Source organism: Myxococcus sp. AM010, assembly GCF_013372585.1.
GTDB classification, from domain to species: domain Bacteria; phylum Myxococcota; class Myxococcia; order Myxococcales; family Myxococcaceae; genus Myxococcus; species Myxococcus vastator.
In genome coordinates this window covers 37,854-58,264 of the sequence record NZ_JABXEO010000055.1, presented here as the reverse complement: position 1 = coordinate 58,264, position 20,411 = coordinate 37,854, and the positions used below count along the sequence as shown (strand labels likewise).

Annotated in this window: 17 protein-coding genes; 14 read left to right on the top strand and 3 right to left on the bottom strand. The window is 71.7% G+C overall.

The features are described from left to right. The 3 genes from HV826_RS23530 to HV826_RS23520 all read left to right on the top strand — a co-directional run. On the top strand, positions 1–411 hold a 411-nt coding region (locus tag HV826_RS23530), incomplete at its 5' end, for a DUF2760 domain-containing protein (protein WP_176419254.1). Between the two features lie 61 nt (positions 412–472). After that, entirely contained in the window at positions 473–2,335 is a 1,863-nt protein-coding gene (locus tag HV826_RS23525) for an Hsp70 family protein (RefSeq protein WP_176419253.1), read from the top strand. 27 nt (positions 2,336–2,362) lie between these two features. Continuing rightward, on the top strand, positions 2,363–5,140 hold the full coding sequence (locus tag HV826_RS23520) for an Hsp70 family protein (protein ID WP_176419252.1): 2,778 nt from the start codon (positions 2,363–2,365) through the stop codon (positions 5,138–5,140). A 74-nt stretch (positions 5,141–5,214) separates the two neighbouring features. Here HV826_RS23520 and HV826_RS23515 read toward each other — a convergent pair whose 3' ends face one another. From HV826_RS23515 to HV826_RS23505, 3 genes are all read right to left on the bottom strand, one after another. Next, positions 5,215–5,613: a hypothetical protein gene (locus HV826_RS23515; protein ID WP_176419251.1), complete on the bottom strand. Its 399-nt coding sequence runs from the start codon at positions 5,611–5,613 to the stop codon at positions 5,215–5,217. A gap of 221 nt (positions 5,614–5,834) precedes the next feature. After that, positions 5,835–7,622 carry a bifunctional UDP-sugar hydrolase/5'-nucleotidase gene (locus tag HV826_RS23510; protein ID WP_176419250.1) on the bottom strand — a complete coding sequence of 596 codons (1,788 nt, stop codon included), beginning with the start codon at positions 7,620–7,622 and terminating at the stop codon, positions 5,835–5,837. A 45-nt stretch (positions 7,623–7,667) separates the two neighbouring features. Further along, positions 7,668–8,921: a myxosortase-dependent phytase-like phosphatase gene (locus tag HV826_RS23505; RefSeq protein WP_176419249.1), complete on the bottom strand. Its 1,254-nt coding sequence runs from the start codon at positions 8,919–8,921 to the stop codon at positions 7,668–7,670. Positions 8,922–9,063: 142 nt separating this feature from the next. On the opposite strand from HV826_RS23505, the gene gmd reads away from it, so the two are divergent. From gmd to HV826_RS23450, 11 genes are all read left to right on the top strand, one after another. Next, entirely contained in the window at positions 9,064–10,038 is a 975-nt protein-coding gene (gmd, locus tag HV826_RS23500; RefSeq protein WP_163779986.1) for a GDP-mannose 4,6-dehydratase, read from the top strand. Then, the gene (locus tag HV826_RS23495; RefSeq protein ID WP_176419248.1) at positions 10,039–10,965 is read left to right on the top strand and encodes a GDP-mannose 4,6-dehydratase; all 927 of its coding nucleotides are present in this window, start codon (positions 10,039–10,041) and stop codon (positions 10,963–10,965) included. Positions 10,966–11,176: 211 nt separating this feature from the next. Further along, a complete protein-coding gene (locus HV826_RS23490; protein ID WP_176419247.1) occupies positions 11,177–12,649 on the top strand; it encodes a hypothetical protein in 1,473 nt (490 codons plus the stop codon). Then, a complete protein-coding gene (gene hldE / locus HV826_RS23485) occupies positions 12,646–14,136 on the top strand; it encodes a bifunctional D-glycero-beta-D-manno-heptose-7-phosphate kinase/D-glycero-beta-D-manno-heptose 1-phosphate adenylyltransferase HldE (protein ID WP_176419246.1) in 1,491 nt (496 codons plus the stop codon). Before HV826_RS23490 ends, hldE begins: the two co-directional genes overlap by 4 nt. A 3-nt stretch (positions 14,137–14,139) precedes the next feature. After that, a complete protein-coding gene (locus HV826_RS23480; protein WP_176419245.1) occupies positions 14,140–15,366 on the top strand; it encodes an FAD-binding oxidoreductase in 1,227 nt (408 codons plus the stop codon). After that, positions 15,357–15,920, top strand: a complete 564-nt coding sequence (locus tag HV826_RS23475) for an HAD-IIIA family hydrolase (protein ID WP_176419244.1) — start codon at positions 15,357–15,359, stop codon at positions 15,918–15,920. Before HV826_RS23480 ends, HV826_RS23475 begins: the two co-directional genes overlap by 10 nt. Then, positions 15,921–16,580 (top strand): SIS domain-containing protein, encoded by a 660-nt coding sequence (locus HV826_RS23470; protein WP_176419243.1) that lies wholly within the window; start codon positions 15,921–15,923, stop codon positions 16,578–16,580. Continuing rightward, complete coding sequence (locus HV826_RS23465; protein ID WP_176419242.1) at positions 16,570–17,421, top strand: inositol monophosphatase family protein; 852 nt, start codon at positions 16,570–16,572, stop codon at positions 17,419–17,421. The genes HV826_RS23470 and HV826_RS23465 overlap by 11 nt, the downstream gene beginning before the upstream one ends. After that, positions 17,418–17,993 carry a hypothetical protein gene (locus tag HV826_RS23460; protein WP_176419241.1) on the top strand — a complete coding sequence of 192 codons (576 nt, stop codon included), beginning with the start codon at positions 17,418–17,420 and terminating at the stop codon, positions 17,991–17,993. Before HV826_RS23465 ends, HV826_RS23460 begins: the two co-directional genes overlap by 4 nt. A gap of 8 nt (positions 17,994–18,001) precedes the next feature. Then, a complete protein-coding gene (locus HV826_RS23455; RefSeq protein ID WP_176419240.1) occupies positions 18,002–19,327 on the top strand; it encodes an aspartate aminotransferase family protein in 1,326 nt (441 codons plus the stop codon). Positions 19,328–19,345: 18 nt separating this feature from the next. After that, entirely contained in the window at positions 19,346–20,410 is a 1,065-nt protein-coding gene (locus tag HV826_RS23450; protein WP_176419239.1) for a glycosyltransferase family 9 protein, read from the top strand. The last annotated feature ends 1 nt before the right edge of the window (position 20,411 follow it).

Genomic DNA, 20,411 nt, shown 5'->3' with positions numbered 1-20,411 from the left:
GAGCCGCCCCCTGCCCTCGCCCCCGAGCGCGAGCACGCCAGCGCCCTGTCCCTGCTGGGCATGCTCCAGCGCGAGGGCCGCTTCGTGGACTTCCTGCAGGAGAACGTCTCCGCCTTCTCCGACGCGGAGGTGGGCGCCGCGGCGCGCATCGTCCATGAGGGCTGTCGCAAGGTGGCCCAGACGTACCTGACGCTGGAGCGGGTGCTGCCCCAGTCGGAAGGGGACGCGGTGCCGGTGCCCGTCGGGTTCGACGCCCAGCGCATCCGCCTCACCGGCAACGTGGCGGGCCAGCCGCCCTACAACGGAGTCCTGCGTCACCACGGCTGGATGACGACGGCGGTGAAGCTGCCCACCGTCAGCCCGGCCATCGACCCGCGCGTGCTTGCTCCCGCGGAGGTCGAGCTTCCCTGAGCCGGCCACCACGGATTCACAGCGCGAACAAACCCGCGTCTTCCAGGAGTTCTCGTCCGATATGGCCCGCTATTCCATTGGCATCGACCTGGGTACCACGCACTCCGCGGTGTCCTACTTCAACCTGGAGGAGGGCAAGGCTCGCGGCGGCGCGCAGTCCATGCTGCCCGTCCCCCAGTTGACCGCGCCCGGCACCGTCGAGGCCCGCCCGCTGCTCCCCTCCTTCCTCTATCTGCCCTCCGCGCAGGAGTTCCCCGCTGGCAGCCTGGCGCTGCCGTGGAAGCCGGAGGCCAGCACCCTGCTGGGTGAGTTCGCCCGCACGCACGGCGCCAAGGTGCCCACCCGGCTGGTGTCCTCCGCCAAGAGCTGGCTGTCCCACCCCGGCGTGGACCGGCGCGCGGCGCTGCTGCCATGGCAGGCTCCAGACGAGGTGCAGCGGGTGTCGCCGCTGGACGCGTCCGCGCGCTACCTCCGCCACCTCAAGGAGGCGTGGGACCACACCTTCGCCCGCGAGCGCGAGGAGTCCGGCAACGCCCTGTCCGAGCAGGACGTCATCGTCACCGTCCCCGCCTCCTTCGACGCGGCGGCGCGCGACTTGACGCTGGAGGCCGCCAAGGCCGCGGGCATCCCCAACATCACCCTCCTGGAGGAGCCCCAGGCCGCGCTCTACGCGTGGCTGGAGGCCATGGGGGAGAACTTCCGCAGGCAGGTGCAGCCCGGCGAGGTCATCCTCGTGGTGGACGTGGGCGGCGGCACCTCCGACTTCTCCGTCATCACCGTGCGCGACAGCGCGGGTGATTTGGAGCTGCTGCGCGTGGCCGTGGGCGACCACATCCTGCTGGGCGGCGACAACATGGACCTGGCGCTGGCGCACACGCTGAACCAGCGGATGACGGCCGAGGGCAAGAAGCTGGACGCCTGGCAGTTCAACGCCCTCACCTACGGCTGCCGTCAGGCGAAGGAGGCGCTCTACGCCGACCCGTCCATGGAGCGCGCGCCCATCTCCATCCCCGGCCGGGGCTCGTCGCTCATCGGCGGCACGCTGCGCACGGAGCTGACGCGCGAGGAGCTGGAGCGCGTCCTCACCGACGGCTTCTTCCCCGTGACGCCCGTCGCCGAGCTGCCGCGCACCGCGCGCCGCACCGGCCTGGCGCAGATGGCGCTGCCCTACGCCCAGGACGCCGGCGTGTCCCGGCACCTGGCGGCCTTCCTCACGCGGCAGGCGCAGGCGCTGGCGACCAGCCCGGACGCGCCGGTGGACGTCAGCGGCAAGGCCTTCCTCCACCCCACGGCGGTGCTCTTCAACGGCGGCGTCTTCAAGGCCGGCCCGCTGAAGGCGCGCGTCATGGAGGTGCTCAACGGCTGGCTCACGGCGGATGGCGGCGAGCCCGCCAAGGAGCTGGAGGGCGCGGACCTGGACCTCGCGGTGGCGCGCGGCGCCGCCTATTACGGTTGGGTGCGCCAGGGCCACGGCCTGCGCATCCGCGGCGGCACGGCCCGCGCCTACTACGTGGGCGTGGAGACGGCGATGCCCGCGGTGCCCGGCATGGAGCCGCCCGTGAAGGCGCTCTGCGTGGCCCCCTTCGGCATGGAGGAAGGCACGCAGGCGGACGTCCCGCCCCAGGAGTTCGGGCTCGTCACAGGTGAGCCCACCCGCTTCCGCTTCTTCTCCTCGTCCCTGCGGCGCGACGACAAGGTGGGCGTCATGCTGGAGGACGTCGACACCGAGCTGGCCAGCGGCGGGCTGGAGGAGCTGGCCCCCATCGAGACCACCATGCCCGGCCAGCCCTCCACCTTCAGCGACTTGACGCCCGTCAACCTCCAGGCGGCGGTGACGGAGGTGGGCACGCTGGAGCTCCGGTGCCTGGAGAAGGAAGGCCCCGGACGCTGGAAGCTGGAGCTCAACGTCCGCATGAAGGAGTAGAAAGCCATCCGTCAAATCGGAGGCGTCATGCGAATCGTTGGCATCGACCTGGGCACCACCCATTGCGCCGTGGCATCCGTGGACCCCTCGCGGGGCGCGGGTGCCCCCGTGGAGGACTTCGCCCTTCCGCAGCTCGTCCGCCAGGGCGAGGTGGCCCCGCGGGCCCTGCTGCCCTCCACTGTCTACGTGCCCGCCGGCCACGAGCTGGCGGAGGGTTCGCTCACGCTGCCCTGGGGGGATGATGGCGGTCCGTGGGTGGTGGGGGAGCTGGCGCGCTGGCAGGGCGCGCGCGTGCCGGGGCGGCTGGTGGCCAGCGCCAAGAGCTGGCTGTGCCACCCGGGCGTGGACCGCTCCGCGCCCATCCTCCCCTGGGGCGCGCCCGCGGACATCCAGAAGCTGTCCCCGGTGGACGCCAGCGCCCTGCTGCTGACGCACATGGCCCGCGCGTGGGATTACGCGCACCCGGACGCGCCCCTGTCGAAGCAGGAGGTGGTGATTACCGTCCCCGCCTCCTTCGACGAAGCGGCCCGCGCCCTCACGGTGAGCGCGGCGCGCAAGGCCGGGCTGGAGAAGTTCACCCTGCTGGAGGAGCCGCAGGCGGCCTTCTACGACTACACCGCGCGCCACCGGGCGGACCTGGAGCAGACGCTGTCCCACGTCCGGCTGGTGCTGGTGGTGGACGTGGGCGGCGGCACCACGGACTTCACGCTGGTGCACGCGGGCGTGTCACCCGAAGGCCCCATGCTGCGGCGGCTGGCCGTGGGCGACCACCTGATGCTGGGCGGCGACAACATGGACGCCGCGCTGGCGCGCCGGGTGGAGGAGAAGCTCTTCACGGACGGCCGCCGCCTGTCCGCCACGCAGTGGACGCAGGCCATCCAGGCCGCGCGCACCGCGAAGGAGGCGCTGCTCGGGCTCGCCCCGCCGGAGAAGCACGGCGTGTCGCTGGTGGGTGGCGGCAGCAAGCTGCTGGGCGGCACCCTGTCCACGGACCTGTCGCGTGACGAGGCGCAGGCGCTGGTGCTGGACGGCTTCTTCCCCCTCACCGCGCCCACCGACAGGCCGCGCCGCGCCGCGCGCATGGCGCTCCAGGAGCTGGGCCTGCCCTATGTGCAGGACGCGGCGGTGACGCGGCACCTGGCGGCCTTCCTCGCGCAGCACGCGGCGGCGGGCTTCGCGGCGCTGGGCGAGCCGGCGCCGGCGGAGGGCGCCCTGCCCCGGCCGGACGCCATCCTGCTCAACGGCGGCGTGTTCAACTCGCCCCAGATTTCCGAGCGGCTGGTGGAGGCCCTCTCCGCGTGGTGGCCAGGCGCGCCGCGCATTCCCCTGCTGCGGCACGAGTCCCTGGAGCTCGCGGTGGCCCGAGGCGCCGCGTACTACGGCCTGGTGCGGCGCGGCCACGGCCTGCGCATTGGCGGCGGCGCGGCGCGGGCCTACTACGTGGGCCTGCAGCGCGCGGCGGACAGCGCCGAGCAGCCCGCGCTGTGCCTCATCCCCCGCGGCTTCGAGGAGGGCCAGAAGGTGGACCTGGGCGAGCGCCCCTTCTCGCTCACCCTGGGCCGGCCGGTGCAGTTCCAGCTCTACTCCACCACCAGCGACCGCATCGACAAGCCCGGAGACCTGGTGCCGCTGGTGGAGGACCTCAAGCCCCTGCCGCCCATCCACACGCTGCTCAAGGGCGCCTCCAACAAGGTGGCCGAGGTGCCCGTGCACCTCCAGGCGGCGCTGACGGAGATTGGCACGCTGGAGCTGTACTGCGTCTCCAACATCGCGGACGAGCGGTGGCGCCTGGAGTTCGAGCTGCGCGGCACCGGCGGCGCGCACGAGTTGACGGTCACCGAGTCCATGCCCGCGCGCTTCGTCGAGGCGAAGGACAACATCGAGCGCGTCTACGGCAACAAGCCGCTGCCCATTGGCCCCAAGGACGTGAAGCAGCTCGGGCGCACGCTGGAGAAGGCGCTGGGCCCTCGTGAGACGTGGCGCGTGCCGGTGCTGCGGGAGATGTGGAGCACCCTCTTCGCGGGCGCGAGCAAGCGCCGGCGCTCGGACGACCACGAGCGCGTCTTCTACAGCCTCACCGGCTTCAGCCTGCGGCCGGGCTTCGGCTACCCGCTGGACGGCTGGCGCGCGGAGCAGACCTTCGGCCTCTTCGACGCGCTGGTGCAGCACCACACCGACAAGGCGGTGTGGACGGAGTTCTGGGTGATGTGGCGCCGCATCGCGGGCGGACTGGACGAGTCGCGGCAGCAGAAGCTGTACGCGTACCTCCAGCCCCACCTGGCGCGGAAGGTGCCACCGGACGCGCCGCCGCCGGGGAAGCTCAAGGGCATCCAGCCCGAGGGCCTGGAGGAGATGGTCCGCACCGCGGCCTCGCTGGAGCACCTGCCACCGGGTGACAAGGCGGAGCTGGGCCGGTGGATTGCCGCGCGGCTGAAGGCCGAGGCGAAGTCCGGCGGCCCCTGGGCCTGGTCCCTGGGACGCCTGGGCGCGCGAGTGCCCCTCTACGGCAGCAGCCACAAGGTGGTGGACGTGGACACGGCCGGGGCCTGGCTCACGCTGCTGCTGGAGTTGGACCTGCGGAAGCTTGACGGCGCGTCCTTCGCGGCGGCGCAGCTCGCGCGGCTCACGGGAGACCGCACGCGCGACCTGGACCCGGAGCTGCGCGAGCGCACGGCCCAGGCCCTGCTGGCGGCGAAGGCCTCCGAGACGTGGGTGCGCATGGTGCGCGAAGTGGTGGCGCTGGAAGCCGCGGACGAGGCTCGCGCGCTCGGGGATACGCTCCCCGCCGGGCTGCGGCTCTCGTAGGTTTGGAAGGAATGCTCCCGCGGGAGTTGGACCAGGAAGGTCCAGCCCCCGAGGTCGGGACAGCGGGCGGTGGATCAGCCCTGCACGGCGGCGACAGGCTCGGCGGGCGCTTCACCCGCTTCGGGCCGCGCCGCGGCCGGCACCACCTGGAGCACCGGGGCCGCCTCTTCCACCGGCGCGGCGGCGGCGGCGTCCTTGCCCGCCTTGGGCTTCTTGCTGCCCGCGCCCGAGCGGCAGGTGCGGCACCAAGGCTGATTCCGGATGGCGCCATCCGCCATCTTCCGCAGGCCGAACTGCGCCAGCGGCTTCAGCGTCCTGCACTTGATGCACATCAGCGAGATGAGCACCTCTTGACCATCCGCGTCGTAGACGGCGGACTTGCGACGCTTGCGCGGCTGGCCCTGCCCCGGTTCACGCTGCTTCGCCTTGTCAGGCGCAGGCGGCGCCATCATCGGGGTCACTTTGTAGAGCATGTCGGTTCCTCCAGCTCACGGGAGTCCACCCACGCAGGCCCTGGGCCACCTCGGAGTGGACACTCGCAGGGACTAGAGTAGGACCTCCGCTTCCCGTTGGAAACTGATCCCAGGCCGAAAAATCGGCCCCCGGCGCGGTTTCAGTGTCCTTCCGCTGGGTTGAGTCCTCTCGTTCAACCCCAGCGGATCAGCCGTCGTTCGAATTTTCAGCCGGGACGCGCTCAGCGCGCCGCTGGCAGACACTTTGCTACACCCTTGTAGTGAACCCGCCCCAGCGCCGGGGCGTCCAGCGTGCCGCCTCGGGCCTTCCCGTAGGCGATGAGCGCTTCGCGCAGGTCGAGCCCGTTGACGGGGGCCATCTCGATGCGCTCCGGCGGCACGGTGCGCAGGAGGGGTTCCAGCCCGTCACCGCCCCGCGCCAGGAAGTCCGGGAGGGCCACCCGGTACAGCGTCCGGTCGTCGGACACGAGCGGCTGTCCTCCGGTGAGGGCGACTTTGGAGAACCGCCCGTGCCCCGGGCAGCGCTCCAGCGTCACCTCGAGGCCGGAGACGGCGAAGATGGAGCCCATGTCATTGCCATAGGCCAGCGACAGCAGCCGCGCCAGCTCGGGGCCCGTCAGGGAGATGACAGCCACCGTGTTGTCGAAGGGCAGCGCCTCGAACACCTGACCGAACGTGAGCGGCCCCGCGGGCAGGTTCGCGCGGACGCCGCCCGGGTTCATCAGCCCCACGTCCGCGTTGGCCGACGCACGCAGCACGTCCGCCACCAGGTTGCCCAGCAGGCCCTCCTCCGTGTAGCCGCGGGCCAGGGGCGTGGCCGCCATGAGTCCCAGTTGACGATTCTGCGCCTCCCGCGCCAGCGCCAGCGCCGGCGCCAGCAGCGGCGCCACCTGCGCGTCGGGCACCACCGGCTCGGCCATGAACGACGCGGGCTCCAGGCGCACCTGGGGCGCGTTGCGCAGGCGGCGTCCGTCGCAGGTTCCCTGGGTGGCGTCCACCTTCGCGCAGAGGGGAATGGCGGCCTGGATGCGGGTGCGCTCGGGCAGGACGCGGCGGCTGGCCGGGTCCACGAACAGCTCCACCACGCCCAGGGAGCGCGCCAGCCCCGTCGTCTCGATGATGGGCACCTGGGCGAAGAAGTGGCCCATCGTCTGGTGGGTGTGCCCCGCCACGACGGCGTCGAGCGTGCCTGGAGGCAGGCGCTCCAGCATCGACAGAATCTCCGCGTCGCCCAGGTCGCAGCTCGACGTGTCGCGGGGGTTGCTCAAGTCCGCGCACTTGCCGCCCGCGTGCGCCACCGCCACCACCACCTCCGCGCCGCGCGCGCGCAGGGAGCGGGACGCCTCCAGCGCGGCGGGCGCCAGGGGCAGGAAGCGCAGGGACGTCACGTTGGCGGGGTTGGTGACCTTGGGGGTGTCCTCCGTGGAGAGCCCGATGAGGCCTACCTTCACGCCCTTCACCTCCAGCAGGGACGTGCCGTCATTGCCCGTCCAGGCGGGGGGCGCGCCGGTGGCGGCGTCGCGGAGGTTCGCCGACAACAGGGGGAAGCGCGCCTGGCCGATGCGCGCCTTGAGCGCCCCCAGCGCGTCATCCCCGGGCCGCCGCGCCATGGAGCCCGGCCCCACGGGGCCATAGTCGAACTCGTGGTTGCCAATGGCGGCCGCGTCCACCCCCAGGTGGTTGTACACGTCGATGACGACCGCCCCTTCCGTGAGGTTGGAGGGCAGCGTGCCCTGGAACATGTCGCCCGCGTCCAGCAGCACCACGCCGCCCGGGTTGTCCGCGCGCAGCCGCGCCACATAGGCCGCGAGCGTGGCGGCGCCGCCCTCCTCCACCACCTGGCCGTCCTTCAACGGCGTGCGGTGGGGCTCCACCTGCCCGTGGAAGTCGTTGATGCCCACCAGGGTGATGCGGATGGGTTCGCGGGGCGCGCCGCGAGTCCGGGCGCCAGAGCACGAGAGGGTGGCCCCGCACACCAACGCGAGGGCGATGAGTCGGAAGGAACGCATGAGGGCGCGCACTTCAGCGCGGCGCGCGCCCGCTGGCAACGCGCTTCAGTCGCGGCGGCGGCGCCCCACCCGCACCAGCGCGAGCAACGCGAACGCCGCGGTGGCCGGCACGGAGGCCGAAGCACACGAACAACCGGAGTCAGCCGGAGGCGAAACCCCCGGAGGAGGCAGCGGCCCCGGACCACCGGTGCCACCTCCGTCGCCCGAGCCGCCGTCCGTGCCCCCGTCCGTCCCCCCATCCGAGTCGGACCGCGTGTCGATTCGCAGCGCGGGGTCGAACGCCTCGGCCACCGCTGGCCAGCGCGCATACAGGAAGCGCTGAGGATTGGAGAACGCATCACTGCCCACGAAGAGCCCTTCGGGGTAGGCCGTGCCCAGCGGCGACGCGGAGACGGCGAGGGCCACCGGGTCATTCGCCCGGATGACGCCCCCATCGTCGTCCGCCAGCCGGAACGCGCCCACGAAGGTCCTCGCGCGCCGCTCGTAGACGGCGAACGCATCCGCGCCCGTGTCCGCGACCAGGAGGTACCCCTCCCCGCCGCGCGCGCGGTACAGCGCCACCCGGCCCACGTTGTTGGAGAGCCCGCCCGTGCCCTGGATGGCGAGCTGCTGCCCGGTGACGTCCGCGTCGGCGGACGCCGCGTAGCGCCACAGGCCCTGCCCCTGCTGGGTGACGAACAGGGAGTCCGACGCCTCGTCCACCGCCAGGCCCGCGATGGGCCCCGTCGTGGTGAGCGTGCGGACCAGGGTGGCCGTCACGCTCCCCGTGTCCCCGGCCAGCTCGTACTGCTGGAGCACGCCCGTGGGCGTGCCCGCGAAGACATGGAACCGGCCCGAGTCCTCGTCTTGATGGAGCGCCACGGCGGAGAACTGCGTCCCCGTCACGAAGGCGCCTGCGCCAACGCGCACCACCCGGTCCGCGCGGTCGGGGTCCACCGTGTAGGCCACCAGCCCGTTGAGGTTGATGCTGGCCGCCACCGCCAGGGTCTGCTGCACCCCGGACAGCGGGAAGTCGTCCCGCACGGCCACGGCGGACATCGGCCCATCCGGGAGCTCCGCGTCCAGTTGCTCGCCCCCCACGCCGAAGGTGACGAGGCCCGAGTTGGGGCTGTTGTAGGCGGTGAGGAACAGGCTGCTGCCGGGGGCGCCGGGGCTCACCCAGAGGGCCACGTCCTGGAGCACCCCTCCGGTGATGGACGGGTCGGGCTCGGACTGCGACGTCGGCGGCACGGCGACCTGCGCGGACACCGGAGTGCCCAGCAGCAACGCCGCCAGGGCCAGGGGGGTTGGGTTGCGCATGACCGCCTCGAGGTTGAGCGATTGGAACGCCCTAACTTGGCACGAGGTGTCAGGCTTTCAAGTGGGAAGCCTCCCGGAACGGTTGGCGACGGGTGACGGCGTCGGCTAGAAAGTGCGTCCTCCAGCCAACACAGAAGAGACCATGGCGACCAAGCGCGCACTCATCACCGGCATCACGGGGCAGGACGGCAGCTATCTCGCGGAGCTGCTCCTTTCGAAGGGCTACGAGGTGCACGGCATGGTGCGCCGCTCGTCGGAGGAGAAGTTCGAGCGCATCCAGCACCTGCACGGGAAGATTCAGCTCCACCAGGGCGACCTGCTGGACCAGTTCTCGCTCGCGGCGCTGCTGAGCCTGACGAAGCCCGATGAGGTCTACAACCTGGCGGCGCAGTCCTTCGTCCCCACCAGTTGGAACCAGCCGGTGCTCACCGGTGAGTTCACCGCGCTGGGCGTGACGAAGATGCTGGAGGCCATCCGCCACACCCGCCCGGAGGCGCGCTTCTACCAGGCGTCGTCCAGCGAGATGTTCGGCAAGGTGCTGGAGGTTCCGCAGACGGAGGACACGCCCTTCTATCCGCGCAGCCCGTACGGCGTGGCCAAGGCCTACGGCCACCACATCACCGTGAACTACCGCGAGTCGTTCAACCTGTTCGCGGTGAGCGGCATCCTCTTCAACCACGAGTCGCCGCGCCGGGGCCTGGAGTTCGTCACGCGCAAAGTCACGTACAACGTGGCGCGCATCAAGCTGGGCCTCCAGGAGAAGCTGCCCATGGGCAACCTGGACGCCAAGCGCGACTGGGGCTTCGCGGGCGACTATGTGGACGCCATGTGGCGGATGCTCCAGCAGCCGCAGGCCGAGGACTACGTGGTGGCCACCAACGAGACGCACACCGTGCGCGAGCTGGTGGAGATTGCCTTTGGCCGCGTGGGCCTGGACTGGGAGAAGCACGTCTTCATCGACCCGGCCTTCGTGCGCCCCGCGGAGGTGGACCTGCTCATCGGTGACCCGGCCAAGGCGAAGACGAAGCTGGGCTGGGAGCCCAAGGTGCGCTTCAAGGAGCTGGTGGAGATGATGGTGGACGCGGACCTGGAGCGCGTGAAGGCGGGGCAGCGGTAGATGCGCATTCTGGTAACAGGCGCGGATGGCTTCGTCGGCCGGCACTTGTGCGCCCTGCTGCGCGCCGCTGGCGACGAGGTCGTGGAGGCCCATGGGCCGCGCGGTGAGGGCATCAACAGCAACGCCCTGCACTTCGACGTGGCCAACGAGGCCTCGGTGAAGGCGGCGCTGGCCGAGGTGAAGCCCGAGGGCGTCATCCACCTGGCGGGCTTCAGCTCGGTCGCGAAGAGCCACCACAACCCGTCCCGGGTGTTCGCGGTGAACACCATGGGCGTGGTGCACCTGCTCACCGCGGTGCGCGAGAGCGTCCCGAAGGCGCGCGTGGTGCTGGTGGGCTCCGGCGAGGTGTACGGCCCGGTGCCCGAGGGCACGCGCGCCACCGAGGACACCCCGGCGGTGCCCCTGAGCCCCTACGCGGCCTCCAAGTCCGCGGCGGAGCTGGCCGCGGTGCAGTTCCACCGCAGCTACGGGCTGGAGGTCGTCATGGCGCGGCCCTTCAACCACCTGGGCGCGGGGCAGGACCCCACCTTCGTGGTGCCCTCGTTCGCGGCGCAGATTCGCGCCATTGGCCTGGGCACGGTGGACCCGGTGCTGCGCACCGGCAACCTGGAGGCGGTGCGCGACTTCTCCCACGTCCGCGACGTGGTGGAGGCCTACCGGCTGCTGCTCGACAAGGGCGAGCCGGGGCAGGCGTACAACATCGGCAGCGGCGAGGGCCGCACCATCCGCAGCCTGCTGGAGGAGATGCTGTCGCTGGCGGGCGTCGACGCGCGCATCGAGTTGGACCCCGCGCGCCTGCGGCCCTCCGACATCCCCAGCCTCGTCGGCGCCCCCGACAAGCTGAAGGCGCTGGGCTGGGCCCCGAAGCTGACCGTGACGGACGCGCTGCGCGACGTGCTCGGCCCCCGCGTGCCCGGCGCGGCGTGAGTGGAGCGGCAGCGCGCGCGTATCCCCAGGACGCGCGCGCGTCGCGAAATGACGCCATGAGTGCGGGTGCGCAAGGACTCCGCGCGCAAGTGCTCGAAACATGAAGGCGCGGGCGCCTTCCGGACAGTGGCACCGGGGTTGCTGAAGTGCCGTGGGGGGCGCCTGTCGGGGCGTCCTCGCGGCACGCCACCCACCTCCCGGAAAGTGCGCCATGTCCTCGCAGAAGTCGTGGAGCCTCCCGCGCGCCCGCGTGCGAGCGGGCGCCGGCCATGCCCGTCCCGCGCGCCACGTCGCCATCTCGGCGAGCCATGAGCTGTTCCCCTCCGAAGAAGCCGCGCTGGCGTGCATCGTCGAGAAGCGCGTCGTGGCCCACCGGCGGATGCGCGACCAGCAGCACGGCCGGACGCTCCGCGCCCCGGTGCGCATCGCCGCGACGCGAATGGAGCGCACCCTGCAAGGTGGGGTCGACGACCTCAAGTTCCTCTACCCCCTGCTCGACAACATCCCCGCCATCGCCTTCCCCATCCTCCACTTCGCCACCTGCGGCGTGCAGGTCAGCGTCTATGGGCCGCCCGAGGTCGGCCAGGTGGTGGAGGTGCTTCGCGACTACCTCGTGTCCGCGAAGGTGCTCCCGGACGCCCAGCACCTGCTCTACGTGCCGGAGGACCCAAGACACCGCTCCTTCTTCCACTCCATCCGAGGCGCTTCGGAGGCCCTGGGCGCCCAGGCGGCGGACACCCTCGTCTGGTCGGCGGGAGACATCGTGCTCGCCTACGACGTCTTCCCCTGGCTGATGGAGCCGGAGCTCGGGCCCCACGACCTCGTGCTCAACGTCGGCGCGAAGCAGCGCGTCTTCCCGGACGGGCAGCCCGAGCTGTTCCTCGGCAACTATTACGAGACGCTCATCCCTCGCGGCGGTGACGCGCGGGCGCTCGATGTGAAGGACCCGAACCTGCTCGGCTTCACGCGTGCGGGGCTGCGCGGCCTGTCCCGGCTGGATGACCTGCGCGGCGCGAAGGACTCCAGCGCCTACATGGACGTCTTCCTGCGCACCGCCTGGCGAGCCCTCGCGAGCGCCAGGGGGCGCGCCTGCCTGAGCACGCTCCACTACGGCCTCCGGCGCCAACGCGGCTCCTTGCCCCCGGGTGAGGGCCTGCGCCAGGACCACGCCAGTGACTTCGCGTCCGCGTTCTTCGGCGTCCGCGCGTGCCTCAAGGCGGACACCGTCGACCCGTTCGTCCTCAAGGACTGCGACAACCTGGAGGACCTGTTCGGCTTCTACCGGGGACTGCTCCAGGGCATCGTCGATGAGGGCGCGACGCGTGAGGAGGGCTACCACAAGCTCGCCCGCTACCATCCCCACGCGGAGCACCTGCTGGCGCTCTCCCGCCGCCTGGAGCCGCTCTGGCACGAGCTCCCCCTCTGGCGCCACTGGACCGAGCTCATCCGCGACAAGGTCGCCACCTGCAACCGCCGGCTGACGGAGGCCCTGCGCGCCGAAGGCCTGCATGACGGCACGCCGCCCGTGCCGGAGTACTTCGCCGCCGACGGCACCTTCCAGCAGGCACCGGCCCCGGGCGACGACCTTCCCGGCACACGGGCCTTCCTCCGCGACGTCTACCTGCCCCGCTTCCAGCGAGGACGCGCCACCTTCCAGGCGGCGGTCCAGGGAGGCCTGTCATGACGGCCGCGAAGACGCCTCCCCGCGAGCGCCGGTTGCCTCCCTTCCACCAGGCCCGGGTCCTGGTCGCGGGGGATGTGATGCTCGACCGCTCCTGGCATGGGGAGGCCACACGCATGTCTCCCGAGGCCCCCGTCCCCGTGGTGCTGGTGAACCGCGACGAGTCGCGCGCGGGAGGCGCGGCCAACGTGGCCGTGAATGCCGCGGCGCTGGGGGCCGCGGTCAGCCTGCTCGGCGTCACCGGAGAGGACGCGGACGCAGCCGCGCTGGACGTGCAACTCGCGGCGGCGGGCGTGCGCGCCGACCTGGTGCGGGTGCGGAGCGCGAGGACCATCACCAAGCTGCGGGTGCTGGGCGGCCAGCAGCAGCTCCTCCGGATGGACTTCGAGGACGGCCTTCCGGGTAGCTGTGACGAGCCGCTCCTGGAGCGGCTCCAACCCCAGCTCGCGCAGACGCGCGTCGTGGTGCTGTCCGACTACGGCAAGGGAACGCTGAAGGAGCCCTGGCGCTTCATCGAACGGGCCCGGGAGAAGGGCCGCCTCACGCTGGTCGCGCCGAAGGGAACGGACTTCACCCGCTACCGGGGCGCCTCCGTCCTCGTCCCCAACCGGAGTGAGTTCGAGGCCGTGGCGGGCCGCTGCGCGGACGACGCCACGCTGGCCACCCGCGGGCTCGCGATGCTGCGAGCGCTGTCCCTGGACGCCCTGCTCATCACCCGCGGGGCCGAGGGCATGACGTTGCTGCGCGAAGGACACCCGCCCCTGCACGTGCCGGCGTCGGCCACGGAAGTCCGGGACGTCACGGGCGCGGGGGACACCGTCATCGCGGTGCTGGCGGCGGCGCTCGCGGTGGACGTGCCGCTGCCGGAAGCCGTGGCCCTGGCCAGCGCCGCCGCGGGCATCGTCATTGGAAAGCGAGGCACCTGCGCGCTGTCGGTGACGGAGCTCGAACGCGCGCTGTCCGGCCCGGCTGAGCCACCGCGCGGCGTCGTCACCGAGGCACGGCTCGTGGACCTGGTCCGCGAGGCCAAGGCGCGAGGCGAGCGGGTGGCGCTGACGCTCGGGTGCTTCGACATCCTCCACGCCGGTCACGTCACCTACCTGGCGCAGCTCGCGGACCTGGCGGACCGGGTCATCGTCGCCGTCAACGATGACGCCTCGGTGCGCCGGCTCAAGGGCCCCGCCCGGCCGCTCAACCCCGTGGAGCAGCGGATGCAGGTGCTCGCCGGGCTCTCGTCCGTGGACTGGGTGGTGCCCTTCACCGAGGACACGCCGGAGCGGCTGGTCTGCAGGCTCCTGCCAGATTTGCTGGTGAAGGGCGGCGACTACCGCCCCGAGCAGGTCCCCGGCCAGCGCTGTGTCCGCGAAGCGGGCGGAGAGGTGCGCATCCTCGACTTCATGGAGGGGTGCTCCACCAGCGGGCTGGTGGCGCGCATCCACGAGCGCGGCGGCGCGAAGACGGCGGCCCCCGCGTCCCAGGAGCGAGGGTGAGCGATGGCCGGCCCCGCCCCCATCGAACAGGTTCGCGCCGACGTGGCCATCCTGGGGGGTGGCATCTGCGGCCTCTGGACGCTGGCGCACCTGCGCGCCCAGGGGTACGCCGCCATCCTGTGCGAGGGCGGCAAGCTGGGCATGGGCCAGACGCTCCGCGCGCAGGGCATCATCCACGGAGGACTGAAGTACGCCCTCGACGGCGCCCTCGGCGCGGCGAGCCAGGCCCTTACCGCCATGCCCGCCCGATGGCGCGCGTCCCTCCAAGGTGAGCACGCCCCGGACCTGCGAGGCGCCCGCCTGCTGTCGCGGCACCAGTATCTGGTCGCCGGTCAGGGGTGGGGTTCACGGCTGGCGGGGCTCTTCGCCAGCAAGCTGCTCCATGGACGCGTGGCGGCGCTCGACGCGGAGCGAATCCCGGAGCCCCTCGCCGCGGCGCTCGGCCCGTCCGCGCGGCATGCCGTCTACCAGCTCGAGGAGCCGGTGGTGGACGTCCCGTCCGTGCTCGAGGCCCTGGCCCACGCGAACCACGAGGCCCTGCTGGCCATCAACCCCGAAGCCACCCGCCTGCGGTACGCCGCCGGGCACGTCGCGGGCGTGGACGTCCAGAGCCCCAGCGGGCAGCGGCTGGAGGTCCTGTGTGAGCAGGTCGTGCTGTGCGCGGGCGCCGGGAATGAGGCCCTCGGGCGGCTGATGCCCACCGGCGCGGCCCCCATGCAGCGCCGGCCCCTGCGCATGGTGATGCTCCGAGGCGCGCTGCCAGACCTCTACGCGCATTGGCTGGGAGCAGGCGCCACGCCACGCGTCACCGTCACCAGCCACCGCGACAGCGTGGGCCGCACCGTCTGGTATCTGGGCGGAGCGCTGGCCGAAGCGGGCCTGGACCGTGAGCCGCTCGCCCACGCACGCACGGCACGGGACGCGCTGGCCGCGCAGCTTCCAGGTGTGGACCTGTCCGCGTGCGCGCTGGCGGTCCTGGATGTGGAGCGCGCCGAGGGGCGGCAAGCCGCCGGGCTCCGGCCCGACGGGCCCGTGCTCCACCACTCGGATGGTGTCACGCAGCTCTGGCCCACCAAGCTGGCCTTCGCGCCGCTCGTGGCGGAGCAGGTGGCGGCCCGGCTCGCGCAGCGAGGCGTGCGCCCCGGCCACCAGCTCCTCCTCGATACGAGGCGCTGGCCACGTCCGACCGTGGGCTTGTCGCCCTGGGACGAGGTGACGGCATGGCACTGACCCGGGCCTTCGTCCTCCTGGACCGTGACGGCACGCTCATCGAGGAGCGGGACTACCTGCGCGGCCCGGACGGGTTGCGGCTGCTCCCCAACACCCTGGCCGCGCTGCGCCGGTTCCGTGCGTTGGGGCTGGGCCTGGTGCTCGTCACCAATCAATCCGGACTGGCCCGGGGCTACTTCGACCAGCAGGCCCTCGATGCGATTCATGAGCGGCTCCGGGCCTGGCTGGCACGAGACGGCCTGCACCTGGACGGCATCTACGTCTGCCCCCACCTGCCCGACGCGGGCTGCGCGTGCCGCAAGCCCAGGCCCGGGCTGGGGCTGCGGGCAGCGACGGAGCTGGGCATCGACCTGTCGCGCAGCTTCGTCATCGGGGACAAGCGCAGCGACATCGCCTGGGGCCTGCACCTGGGAGCCATGACCTTCCTGGTCCGCACGGGCCATGGCGCGGCGGAAGAGGGCGCTCCCGGCGCCCGAGCCCACCACGTCGTCGACGATTTGCTTCACGCCTCGGAGTTCGTCCAACGGCACATTCACCAGCGGGGGAGGATGTAGATGGAGACAGCGCTGAAGGCAGTAGAGGACCGTAGCGAGCCGGGCACCCGCCTCGTCCGGCAGCACGTCCAGGGCAGCATCGACACGAAGCAGCGGCTGCTGGAGCATTGCGAGCAGGACATCCAGGCGGCGGCGAACCTCCTGGCGCAGGCGCTGCAATCAGGCGGCAAGGTGCTGCTCTGTGGAAACGGCGGTAGCGCCGCGGACTGCCAGCACCTGGCGGCGGAGTTCGTCAGCGCGCTGAGCCACGACCTCGTGCGGCCGGGGCTGGCCGCCATCGCGCTGACGACGGACACCTCGCTCATCACCGCCCACGCGAACGACTTCGGCTTCAGCCACATCTTCGAACGTCAGGTCCAGGCGCTGGGGCGCCCCGGGGACGTGCTGCTCGGCATCAGCACCAGCGGCGAGTCCGAGAACGTGGTCCGGGCCTTCCGCTGCGCGCGGCTGCTGGGCATCCGCACCCTGGCGCTCACCGGAAGCGGCGGAGGCAAGCTCCTGGGGCTGAGTGACGTCTGCATCCGGGTGCCCAGCGGCAACGTGCAGCACATCCAGGAGTGTCACATCACCCTGGCCCACGTCCTGTGCATGCTGGTGGAGCGGGAATGGGCGGTCCTCGCCGAGGCCGGGACGGACTGGAGCGCTCGCCATGAGAAGTGACGCGGCGGGCCCCCACGTGGAGACGCGCACGTTGTGGCAGTTCCTGGCCGGAGACCTGCGGCCCCTCTGGACCCGGCTGCTCGAGGGCGCGGTGGGGGCGCACACCGCGCGCGCGGATGACCGGCTCGTCTACGGCGTCGTCGACGAATTGCGCGAGCGCACGTCCGCGTTCCTGGCCAGGCGATACCCCGGCCTGCCCATCAACGAAGAGGGGGTGTCCCCATGGCCGCCCCAGGGTGACTGCTGCGTGGTCGACCTGGTGGACGGCACCAACAGCCTCCTCCTGGGCGCGCCCCTCTTCGGGCTGCAGTTCGCCAGCGTGGTGGGAGGCCGTGTCGAGGAGGCCGTCATCTTCCTGCCCACCGAAGAGCGGCTGGGCGGCGGGGGCCTCCATGTCAGCAGGCGCGGCCAGGGCGCCATCGTCATCCTCCGGGGAGAGACGGCCATCCCACTGCGCGTCTCCTCCGTGGAGCAACTGGCGCGGGCCTCCATCGCCGTCGACGGGACGACGCCCACGGTGGGGCGGCTCTACCACCCGCCCCTGGTCGCCGGGGTGACGCGCATCCGGAACTTCGGCGCCTTCTGCTGGGCGGGGACGCGGCTGGCGCGCGGCCATCACCTGCCCGTCAGCATCGACGCCGTCCTGGCCATCGACAACAAGCCCTGGGACCACCTGCCCGCCGTTGGCCTCATCGAGGAGGCCGGTGGACAGGTGACGTGCTTCGACGGCGCGCCCTGGTCACTCACGCGCTGCACCGAGCTGCTCTTCTCCAACGGGCACCTGCACGCCGCCCTCCTGACGCACCTGGCGGACGCGGGCCTGGCACGGAGGGAGACGTGATGGCGGCCACGGTCACCGTGCTGTGTGGTTGGCCCCTCTCCGGCAAGAGCGAGACGGCCGCGCTGCTGGGCCCGCCCCTGGGAGCGCATGTCATCGACATCGACGTGCTCGCCCGAGCGGGCATCGGTCCGCCGGAGCCCGACTGGGAGGCCACGGAGGCGGGACGGCAGCGGAACCTGAACCGGATGACCATGGCCTATGAGCTGTTCCACCAGGCCGTGCGCATCCACCTGGAGGTCGCACGGCCCCCGCGCTCGCTCGTGGCGGTCACCACCTACTCGCGGCCTTCAAGCTGGGAGTACCTCCTGCGCGTGCTCGGGCCCCATGCGCAGGCGCGGCTCAAGGTGCTCTGGCTCCGCCCCGCGGACGACGCCCCCGAGGCCGTACAAGGACTGCTGAGTCAACGCGCCCGCGCCGGGTACTGCGGCGGCTGCACGACACTGGAAGAGTACCTCGACGTGAAGGCGCGCTTCGTGCCTCCGCCCGTTCCCCATCAGGTCATCGAGACGTGGTTCCGCCATTCCCCCGAGGCCTGCGCCAGGCGCGCCCTCGAGTACGTCCTGGACGCCTAGGAGTCGCCATGCTCTTCCACCGACGCTTCGAGCACCGCTATCCGCGCATCGTCCGCGGGCGCGGCGCGAGGTTGTACGACGACGCGGGCAACGCCTGGTTGGACGCCGTGGGCGGCGCGGGCGTCGCCATATTGGGACATGGCCTGGAGGAGCTGGCGCGGCAGGCCGCCGAGTCGATGCGGCACGTCAGCTACCTGCACGGCATGCAGTTCACCACGCCCGAGCTGGAGACCTACGGCGAGCGGCTGGTGGCCCTGGCCCCGGCCAACATCTCCCACGTCCTGCTCATGGGGAGCGGCTCCGACGCGGTGGAGACGGCCATCAAGCTCGCGTACCAGTTCCACCTGGGCAAGACGGGGCGCCCGCGCAAGCACAAGGTGATTGCCACCGAGCCGGGCTACCACGGCGCCACCGGTCTGGCCCTGGCCGTGACGGGCAAGCCTCGCGACCGGCTGCTGTTCGACGGGCTGCTGCGCGAGCAATGCTTCATCCCCGCGCCGGACGCCTACCGCCGGCCAGAGTCCGGCGAGGCCTGCGCCGAAGCGCTGGAACGGAAGATTCTGGAAGAGGGTCCCGAGAGCTGTCTGGCCTTCATCGTCGAGCCGGTGATTGGCGCCTCCATGGGCGTCAGCGTCCCGCCACCAGGCTACCTCCAGCGCGTCCGGGACATCTGCGACCGTCACGACGTCACCCTCATCTTCGACGAGGTGATGTGCGGCTTCGGCCGCTGCGGCACGTGGTTCGCGTCCGAGCACTCAGGCGTCCAGGCGGACATCATCGTCCAGGGAAAGGGGATGGCCGCGGGGCTGCTTCCGCTGTCCGCCGTCTATGCCAGCCGCGACATCGTGGACGGCCTCCATCGGGATGGCGCCAACTTCGCCCACGGGTTCACTTTCACGAATCACCCCTTCTCCGCGGCGGTGGGCCTGCGGGTGCTCGACGTCATCGAGCGTCAGGGCTTGCTGGACAACGTCCAACGCCAGGGGGACGCCCTGCGCGCGAAGCTGCGGGAGCTGACCGCCTTCTCCTGGGTGGACGACGTGCGCGGACTGGGCCTCTTCTGCGGCCTCGAGCTCGTCGCCGACAAGCGCACCCGCCGCGCCTTTCCCAGGACGGCGCGGCTGGCGGAGCAGGTGCTGCAACGGGCCATGCGGCGGGGAGGCAACTTCTACTTCTCCATTGGCTACCTGCCGGACGGCAGCGGCGACTCCATCCTGGTGATGCCGCCCTACACCGTCACCCCCGAGGAGCTGGAGGCCATGGTGGCCGTGCTGCGCGACACGTTCGCGGAGCTGGACGCCGACGCCCAGTCCCTGGCTCGGCAGGCCGCGTAGCCCCGGGAGCGAGCCACCATGGACATCCGGACCGACTGCCAGCACTTCAACGGCTACAAGCCCTGCGGCCCGCACAAGGCGCGGGGAACGCACTGCGACGGCTGCGCCGACTACCAACCCGCCACCGGCAACGTGCTCATCATCAAGCTCCAGGCCGCGGGCGAGGTGGTGCGCAACACGCCGCTGCTCCACGCCATCCGCCAGCGGCACCCGGGGGCGCGCATCTTCTGGCTGACGCACTACCCGGAGCTGGTGCCCCGGCGAGAGGTCTTCAAGGTGCTGCGCTACGACCTCGCGGGCGTGACGACGGTGCTCGACCTGCGCTTCGACCTCGTGCTGTCCCTGGACAAGGACGTGGAGGCGTGCGCGCTGGCGAACCGCGTGGACGGCCGGGTGAAGAAGGGCTTCACGCAGAAGGACGGCGTCATCCTGCCCTTCGACGGGGACAGCCAGCGCAAGTGGCGCACGGGCGTCTTCGACGACTTGATGAAGGCGAACACCCGGCACTACGTCCAGGAGCTGTTCGACATCTGCGGCTTCGCCTTCCAGGGCGAGGAGTACATCCTGCCCGACTACACCCCGCCCCAGGTGGAGCTCGAGCCGGGCAAGCAGGTGGTGATGCTCAACACAGGCGCTGGGAGCCAATGGAAGCCGCGGCTCTACTCGCCCGCGAACTGGGCGACGCTTGCCAGGCGCTTGAAGGAGACGGGCCGCGAGGTCGTGCTCGTGGGCGGGCCCGACGAGCACGAGCGCAACCTGGAGATTTCGGCGCGGGCCGGCGTCCGCTACTTCGGCGTCCAGCCCTTCGACGGCTTCATCGGCTTGCTGAGCCTGGCCGACGTGGTGGTGACGTCGGTGACGTTCGCGTTCCACGCGGCCGTGGGGCTGCGCAAGCGCATCGTCCTGCTGAACAACACGTTCAACCGGCACGAGTTCTACATGTATGGCCGGGGCACGGTGCTCGAACCGGAGGTGCCCTGCCTCATGTGCTACAAGCAGGACTTCGATGCGGGCTGCGTCCAGCGCGACTGCATGGACCTGCTGTCCCCCGAGCAGATTCTCCGCGCCGTCGGAGCGGTTTGAA